This window comes from Pseudomonas sp. P5_A2_2 (assembly GCF_054177685.1).
The window spans coordinates 1-4,763 of the sequence record NZ_JBGCUL010000330.1; the positions used below are offsets into that span (position 1 = coordinate 1).

General features: G+C 55.3%; 5 protein-coding genes and 1 pseudogene. All 6 read right to left on the reverse strand.

All coding sequences use genetic code 11. The features are described from left to right. On the reverse strand, positions 1 to 766 hold a 766-nt coding region (locus ACXRVY_RS17560; protein WP_458237862.1), incomplete at its 3' end, for a serine dehydratase beta chain. Between the two features lie 31 nt (positions 767 to 797). Further along, positions 798 to 2,054, reverse strand: coding sequence for a serine hydroxymethyltransferase (gene glyA, locus ACXRVY_RS17565; RefSeq protein WP_458237863.1), 1,257 nt, complete (start codon positions 2,052 to 2,054; stop codon positions 798 to 800). Positions 2,055 to 2,171: 117 nt separating this feature from the next. Further along, positions 2,172 to 2,597 carry a GlcG/HbpS family heme-binding protein gene (locus tag ACXRVY_RS17570; RefSeq protein ID WP_223457206.1) on the reverse strand — a complete coding sequence of 142 codons (426 nt, stop codon included), beginning with the start codon at positions 2,595 to 2,597 and terminating at the stop codon, positions 2,172 to 2,174. Between the two features lie 50 nt (positions 2,598 to 2,647). Then, positions 2,648 to 3,427, reverse strand: coding sequence for a 2-amino-4-hydroxy-6-hydroxymethyldihydropteridine diphosphokinase (gene folK, locus ACXRVY_RS17575; protein WP_223457205.1), 780 nt, complete (start codon positions 3,425 to 3,427; stop codon positions 2,648 to 2,650). 37 nt (positions 3,428 to 3,464) lie between these two features. Then, the gene (locus ACXRVY_RS17580; RefSeq protein WP_458237864.1) at positions 3,465 to 4,523 is read right to left on the reverse strand and encodes an ABC transporter substrate-binding protein; all 1,059 of its coding nucleotides are present in this window, start codon (positions 4,521 to 4,523) and stop codon (positions 3,465 to 3,467) included. Positions 4,524 to 4,545: 22 nt separating this feature from the next. Then, a pseudogene (locus ACXRVY_RS17585) lies at positions 4,546 to 4,763 on the reverse strand (ABC transporter permease); the annotation flags it as partial.

A 4,763-nucleotide genomic window follows, 5' to 3' on the forward strand; every position in this document is an offset into this window, starting at 1 on the left:
CCTCAGGACTGCCACTGAGCTGACGGTACAACGCCGCAGCACGACGTTTAACCTTCAGCCCGCCAGGCATGATGCCTTCGTTGCGGCAACCAGCAAGCACGCAGTCCTGCATCACTTGCCAGATATGCAGCAGACCCTGACGAGTTTGTTCGGGACTACGCCATGCCTTCTCGTTCTCGGCCATCAACTGGCTGACCGAGAGATCATTACGTGTGCACTGCTCAAGCAGTTCCCGCCCGGTCAGGAATGGATAACGAAGGGGCGTTCGGTCTTCGACGATGCGGTCCAGTCCCATCGCGTCTTCATCCACCACAAACCCGCCGCCCACCGAGTAGTACTCACGGCTGCAAATCTGTAAGCCAGYCTTGTCGAAAGCGCGCAGGACCAAACCGTTGGGATGATAGGGCAGAGGCTTACGGATCATAGCCATGTGCTCTTTCTCGACAAAGCGAATGGACTTCTCCCCCAAAAGCTTCAGGGTTCCAGAACCGCGAATCACCACCAACCTTGCCTCTACTGCCGTGGTATCGACCGTATCCGGGTACTCCCCTTCCAACCCCAACAGTATGGCTTTGTCGCTTCCGTGCCCTTTTCCTGTGGCGCCGAGAGAACCGTACAGCTCTGCCCGAACACTCTCCACTTGCTCCAGCAAGCCTTGATCCCTAAGCCCCTCGGCAAAGCGCACGGCTGCGCGCATGGGACCGACGGTGTGCGAGCTGGAAGGACCGATGCCCACCTTGAACAGATCAAAAACACTCAGCGACATACTAAACTCCGCAGCGAATGCTGGTGGATGATCAGRCTTTGTAGACCGGGAAACGCTCGCACAACTCTGAAACCCGCGCAGCGATACGGGCCTCGACTTCGGCATCACCGAGTTTATCGAGTATGTCGCAGATCCAGCTGGCAAGGACGCTGCATTCGGGCTCCTGGAATCCACGTGTAGTCACCGCAGGTGTTCCAATGCGCAAGCCAGAAGTTACGAACGGCGACTGTGGGTCATTCGGTACGGCATTTTTGTTGACCGTGATGTGCGCCCGGCCCAAAGCGGCATCGGCATCCTTGCCCGTCAGCCGTTGGCGGATCAGGCTGACAAGGAACAGATGGTTGTCGGTCCCACCCGAGACCACGTCATAACCACGCTGGATAAATACACTCGCCATCGCCTTGGCGTTTTTGATCACCTGCTGTTGATACTTTTTGAATCCAGGCTCCAACGCTTCCTTGAAGCACACAGCCTTTGCGGCGATCACATGCATCAATGGGCCGCCCTGCCCGCCTGGAAAGACTGCGGCGTTGAGTTTACGCTCAAGGTCTTCATTACCTTTGGCAAGAATCAAACCTCCACGGGGACCGCGTAGCGTCTTGTGGGTGGTAGTCGTGACCACATGCGCGTAGGGAAGTGGATTCGGATACAGGCCTGCCGCTACCAATCCAGCCACATGGGCCATATCGACGAACAGGTAGGCGCCGACCTTATCGGCGATGGCGCGAAAGCGCGGGAAATCCAGGGTTTTCGAGTAAGCGGAAAACCCGGCGATGATCATTTCGGGTTGATGCTCGACCGCCAGTCGCTCGACTTCGTCGTAATCAATCAACCCCGTGACGGTATCGATACCGTACTGCACCGAGTTGTAGAGCTTGCCGGAGAAACTGACCTTGGCACCATGCGTCAAATGCCCACCGTGGGCCAGACTCATCCCCAATACGGTGTCACCCGGCTGGAGGAGCGCCAGGTAAACAGCGGCATTGGCCTGGCTACCGGAGTGCGGCTGAACGTTGGCGTAATCTGCTCCAAACAGTTCCTTGGCTCTGTCGATTGCCAACTGCTCAACCTTGTCGACGTGCTCGCAGCCGCCGTAGTAACGCTTGCCTGGGTAACCTTCAGCATACTTATTGGTCAGCCCACTGCCCTGGGCTTCCATCACCCGCTGACTTGTGTAGTTTTCTGAAGCAATCAGCTCGATATGCTGTTCCTGGCGGCGCTCCTCGGCGTCAATCGCACTCAGCAGTTCGTCATCGTAGCCCTGGATTTGGTCTTGCTGGCTGAACATTGTTTATCTCTCCTTCAACTTTTATTTTTGTTCGGATCAGGAAATCAAGCGCGCAGAAACGCTTCCAACAGCGAACATAAACGCGCTGGATGAACGACTTTGGAATTTTTAATTTGATCAGCTGATATAGGCGGTAAAGGCACTAACGCCTGCTTGCGCCACAATCTCATCCTGATCGGGAGTTCCAGAACTGCACCCTACCCCACCCACGATGAACTCTTGCATGAAGAGCGGCAGCCCACCGGCGACAATGGAAAAGCGTCCCTGGTTGCTGGTATTGATGCCGAAGGCCGGTTTACCTGGCACGCTGATTTCGCCATAGGCGCGCGTCGATTTACGTGCGGCGGCGGCAGTGAAGGATTTGCTGATGGCAATGTCGATACTGGTGATTCGCGCATTGTCCATGCGCTGAAACATGATCAGATGACCKGCGTCATCAGTAATGGCGATGTCCATATCAACCGCCAGTTCCCTGGCTTTCGCAAGGCAAGCTTGCATGATGTGTTGAGCATCAGCCATTGTCAGTCTGGGTACCATTTTCATTGTCTTCGACCTCAGATTTGATGAATTAAAACCACTCCAACCTTATTTGTTTAGAACTCCAGAATCCTATTCTTGGGTTTTACTTCTGCTCCTCCTCGCTCAATCTCTGCAAAGAACTCAGGTAGTGAAGTCGATAGCGCGGACAGGATCTTCCCCAGCGTATTAACCCCTGGGCTTGCTTGATTCTTTTCTATGACAGATATAGAGCTATGAGTAACCCGTGCTTTTTCGGCGAGTTTGCGCTGTGTAAGGCCTTGTCGGAGACGTAGTGATTTAAGCGTTTGTGCCATCACGAAATCATCCGCCTTGGCGGTATTCGCACCCTTGTGCAGGTTCAGCCCGCCGTTGGCTACAAGGACAGGTTTCTCCTCGGCAGGCATGTCCCGCTCGAACTCAAGCCAGGTCGTTTTCCAGGTTTTACCGGTGACGGGATGCACTCCCTCCGGGGCGAGCACAGCAAGCGGCATCATCACGTAAGGTCTATCGATGAGATCCGACCTTGGCAGGACCCCATGCTCGTAAACACCCACAAAATCCCCGTAAAGCAAAATATCGATATCCACCGGCAAGATGATTCGAGGATCCAGCACGCGCGCGTACCTGGTCTCAAAACGCTTTAAAACTTCACTCAACTGGCCCAGCGATAGATCAGTGCGCCCGGACAGAACAACGTTAAAAAAATCGTCGCCCACGCAGCCGGCAGCCGCGGAGGAATAGACCGGGGAGCACTGAACATCCACTAGCAATGCGGCCAAGAACTCCAACGCCACCCCCAAATGATGATCTCGGTCCTGATTACTCCCTAGCCCGAGGTAAATCAAAGTCGACATGGCGCTGGACTCCTGAGAAAGCTGTAAAGGCAAAGGTTTACTTTGTCAGCCAGGCATTGAAGCGTTCATTGAGTTCGTCGGCATGGTCACCCCACCACTCGGCATTCATTTGTAATGCTGTCTTGAAGTTTTCCGGGGAGGTCGGCAGATGCGGCTTCATCTCCTCGCTGACCAAGGCTTGCGACGATTTACGCGTCGGGCCATAGGCGATGTATTTGCTTTGCTCAGCCAGCACCGGGGTGCTTGTGGCGAACTTGAGGAACTCCATGGCCCGCGCTTTGTTCTTGCTGCCGGCCGGCACAGCCCATACATCCATGTCGTACAGCTGACCGTCCCAGATAATCTTGAATGGTTGCTTCTCTTGGGTCTGGGCCGTCCAGATACGTCCATTCCATGCCGAGGTCATTACGACCTGGCCGTCCGCAAGCAACTGCGGCGGCTGGGCACCTGCTTCCCACCAGATCACCTGACTCTTGATCGAGTCGAGTTTGGCGAAAGCCCGCTCGATACCCGCCTCGGTTTCCAAGGTGGAATACACTTCATTACGAGGCACTCCATCGGCCAGCAGTGCCCACTCCAACGTGCCTTGAGGCGCCTTGCGCAAACCACGCTTGCCAGGGAATTTGTTCAGGTCGAAGAAATCCTTAAGCGTTGCGGGCTGCTCACTTTTGAACGCGTTGACGTTGTAAGCGACCGCCGTCGACCAAATGATGTTTGCTACCGCACAGTCGGTGACGGCGCCGGAGATGAAGTCCACGTCAACCGGGGCGCCGCCCGTCCCCGCTTCCAAGTCCTTGCTCGGGTTGATACGTTCGAACAGCCCCGCATTGCACGCCYGAACGGCATCCGGTAATTCCATGTCGACGACGTCCCAGGTGACGTTTTTGGTGTCGACTTGAGCCTTGAGCTGAGCGATGCCGMMGGAGTAATCCTCCAGCGTGGTTTTCACCCCGGTTTTCTCGCTGAATGGCTTGATCGCGGCCTTAGTCTGGGCAGCCGCCAATGAGCCACCGTACGTGACAATCGTCAGATTCTCTTGCGCCATCGCAGACACACACGCGAGGCTGGTTACCGCGCATATCAACATCTTTTTCATAACTGCTTCCCTAGATCTCAGATCAATTAGTGATTCCACGAACGCGAAGCGAACGACGGCGCAGGACTTCGATAGACAGCAACAGCAGGACAGACAAAATGATCAGCAACGTGGCAGCAGCGAGAATCGTGGGACTGATCTGCTCGCGCATTCCGGACCACATCTGACGAGGGATGGTGCGCTGCTCGACCCCGCCCAACAACTGAACGATCACGGCCTCGTCGAACGAAGTGATGAATG